This window comes from Burkholderia sp. LMG 13014 (assembly GCF_905232215.1).
GTDB lineage: Bacteria > Pseudomonadota > Gammaproteobacteria > Burkholderiales > Burkholderiaceae > Burkholderia.
The window spans coordinates 1-2521 of sequence record NZ_CAJNKE010000746.1 but is presented as its reverse complement, the minus strand read 5'-3'; the positions used below and the strand labels follow the sequence as shown (position 1 = coordinate 2521).

At 64.2% G+C, this 2521-nt stretch carries 4 protein-coding genes; 2 read left to right on the top strand and 2 right to left on the bottom strand.

All coding sequences use genetic code 11. From position 1 onward, the window contains the following. Together JYJ84_RS33995 and JYJ84_RS33990 are read right to left on the bottom strand one after the other, a co-directional pair. Positions 1 to 263, bottom strand: a 263-nt coding sequence (locus JYJ84_RS33995) for a prepilin peptidase (protein ID WP_205190085.1), incomplete at its 3' end; no start/stop codon positions are given. Positions 264 to 351: 88 nt separating this feature from the next. After that, entirely contained in the window at positions 352 to 534 is a 183-nt protein-coding gene (locus JYJ84_RS33990; protein ID WP_041493341.1) for a Flp family type IVb pilin, read from the bottom strand. Positions 535 to 856: 322 nt separating this feature from the next. Here JYJ84_RS33990 and JYJ84_RS33985 point away from each other — a divergent pair, with 322 nt between their 5' ends. Together JYJ84_RS33985 and JYJ84_RS33980 are read left to right on the top strand one after the other, a co-directional pair. After that, on the top strand, positions 857 to 1210 hold the full coding sequence (locus JYJ84_RS33985) for a hypothetical protein (RefSeq protein ID WP_175221522.1): 354 nt from the start codon (positions 857 to 859) through the stop codon (positions 1208 to 1210). Between the two features lie 181 nt (positions 1211 to 1391). Then, positions 1392 to 2459, top strand: a complete 1068-nt coding sequence (locus tag JYJ84_RS33980; RefSeq protein ID WP_175221521.1) for an ABC transporter substrate-binding protein — start codon at positions 1392 to 1394, stop codon at positions 2457 to 2459. Positions 2460 to 2521: the final 62 nt, after the last annotated feature.

Sequence of the window (2521 nt, the reverse complement as noted above, 5' to 3'; positions counted from 1 at the left end):
AGGAATACCGCCGCCGCCAGCTTGACATCGCCTCCGCCGATCCAGCCCGCGTGGCGCATGCCGGCGAACAGCAGCAGCATCGCCGCGCCGGTCGCGACATGGCCGGCCAGCGGCGCGAACCCGTCGCGTGCGAGCGCCGCCGCGACGAAATACAGCGCCGCGAACGCCAGCACCACGCGATTGGACAGGCGCCGGTCGCGCAGATCCTGCGCGGCGAGCGAGGCCAGCAAGACCGTGGCCACCGACTGCACGAGCGTGAGCATGGGAGAGCCGTCCGTCGACACGCCCCGGCCGGATACGTTCTACCGCTGCGGATCCCGGTGTTCGTCGGTGGCGCGCGGGTTCAGGGGATCAGATCAGGCTCGTCACCTTGTTGATCAGCGTCGTGAACACGCTCGGCAAGCCGCCGCTGGTGCTGCTGAGGATCACGCCGACCGCCGCCAGCGCAACCACGACGATTCCGGCGAGCACCGCGTACTCAAGCGAGCTGACGCCACGTTCGTCACGCAGCAGGGACTTGACGTATTGCAGCATGGCAACCTCCGTGTAACGGGTCGGTGACCGACCGTTGAACGCAAAGACGCTCCGTTGCTCCGGTGGTTGCGCAGGGCATTCGCCCATTGCCATCCATGCGTGCGACCCTGGCACAAGGTCGTTCGCATCCCCCGGAATTCTCTCTCTCGATCACTGCAACACGCGGCGTGCAACGACGACATGGGTCGTTGCGTGTCTGCATCCGTGGGGCGGTATTCCCGCACGATGCAACCGCGCTGATTCGTCTAGGGTATAGACAATTTTTCAGGCGAATTCAAATTATTTGGCGTCGGAATGCATTTATGGATTCCCCCCTGCAACGATGAAATCCATCCTTTTATTTGCGGTCATTTTTTCTCGACGCAGGTCGAATGGTTCGCCTATCGGAACAAACGTGGCGACGGTTGCAGCGCGCGATTTACCGATCCTGTTTTCATTCGATTTAGCGCATGCGGGGGTCGATCCGCATGCTCGCGCCTTGCCGCGCCCGGCCTGCCTTCCCGGCAAACATGACGGCCTCGCATCATATTTCCCCGGTGACCCGCCCGCGCTTATCCACCCTGATTCGGCCAGTGCCCCCCGCGTGAATCTACGCTCGCCTTCAGCGCGACTTTTCAATCGGCGATTGCCTGATTCCGCAACCGGTTTCAATCGACTTGATTGGAATCCTGATTGAATGTCAGATGCATGTGAATGCAGTTCTCATCCGGATAGAACGAAACGCCCGGCGCCGCAACCCGCCAAGCGGCGATAAGCATAGTTCAAATCGTTGCTTGTCCGGCCCCGGGGCGCCATCGAGAATGCGTCGACGGGCTGCCGCCCGGCCTCGCTCCCCAACGTTCCGGATCCATCGATTCATGCTTCCACTGCGTCTGCTTCGATCGCTGCTGATCGCGTCCCTCATTGCGTTGCCGGCTGCCGCCGCGCACGCCGACAAGCCCGCCACCATCCGCATCGGCGTCGCCCAGCAAGGCGCCGGCGATCCGCCGACGTTCGGCGGATCGAGCGCCGCCACCGCGCAGTTGCAGCAGCTGGTCGAAAAGGAATTCGCGGCCGACGGCATCAAGGTGCAGTGGCTGTTCTTCAAGGGCGCGGGGCCGGCCGTCAACGAGGCGATCGCCAACAAGGCGCTCGACTTCGCGTACCAGGGCGACCTGCCCGCCGTGCTCGCGCGTGCGAACGGAATCAAGACGCGCCTGCTGCTCGCCGCGAGCGTGCGCTCGGGCGTCAAGATCGCGGTGCCGCCCGACTCCACCGTTCGCTCGATCAAGGATCTGAAGGACCGTCGCGTGTCGATCTTCCGCGGCACCAACCTGCAGCTCGTCGCCGACAACGCGCTCGCGAAAAACGGCCTCAATGAACGCGACCTGCGCGTGATCAACCTCGACGCCGCGAGCGCGCTCGCCGCACTCGCGTCGAAAGGCATCGACGCGTCGGTGGGCGACTACCAGCTGTACAAGCTGCGCGACGCCGGGCTCGCGAAGATCATCTACGAATCGCAGAACGACGGCCCGCAGCTCACGCGCCAGACCCACCTGCTCGTGCTCGACGATTTCGAGCGCGCGCATCCGGACATCGTGCAGCGTGTCGTCACCGCGCTCGTGAAGGGCGCGCAATGGTCGTCCGATGAAGCGAACCGCGATGCGCTGTTCAAGCTGTGGGCGAAGAGCGGCGTGCCGGTTTCTTCGTGGCAGGCCGACTACGCGAACCAGCGCCTGAAGGATCGCCTGTCGCCGCTGATCGATCCGTTCGTCGTCGCGCGCTACAAGTCCGTCGCGCAGGATGCACTCGCGCTGAAGCTGATCCGCCAGCCGGTCGACGTCGACGGCTGGTTCGAGCCGAAGTATCTCGACAATGCGCTGCGCACGCTGAAGCTCGAAAACTATTGGCAACGCTACGACGCGGCCGGCAAGCCCCTTTCCTGACCCGGACCCGCCCCCGATGAGCGACACCGCGTTTTCCATCCCGTCATCCGAGCGCCACGCGC

Bases quoted from the DNA above. Each gene is read 5' to 3' on its own strand.
- JYJ84_RS33990 (WP_041493341.1), bottom strand. From the start codon at position 534: ATGCTGCAATACGTCAAGTCCCTGCTGCGTGACGAACGTGGCGTCAGC.
- JYJ84_RS33985 (WP_175221522.1), top strand. From the start codon at position 857: ATGAAATCCATCCTTTTATTTGCGGTCATTTTTTCTCGACGCAGGTCG.
- JYJ84_RS33980 (WP_175221521.1), top strand. From the start codon at position 1,392: ATGCTTCCACTGCGTCTGCTTCGATCGCTGCTGATCGCGTCCCTCATT.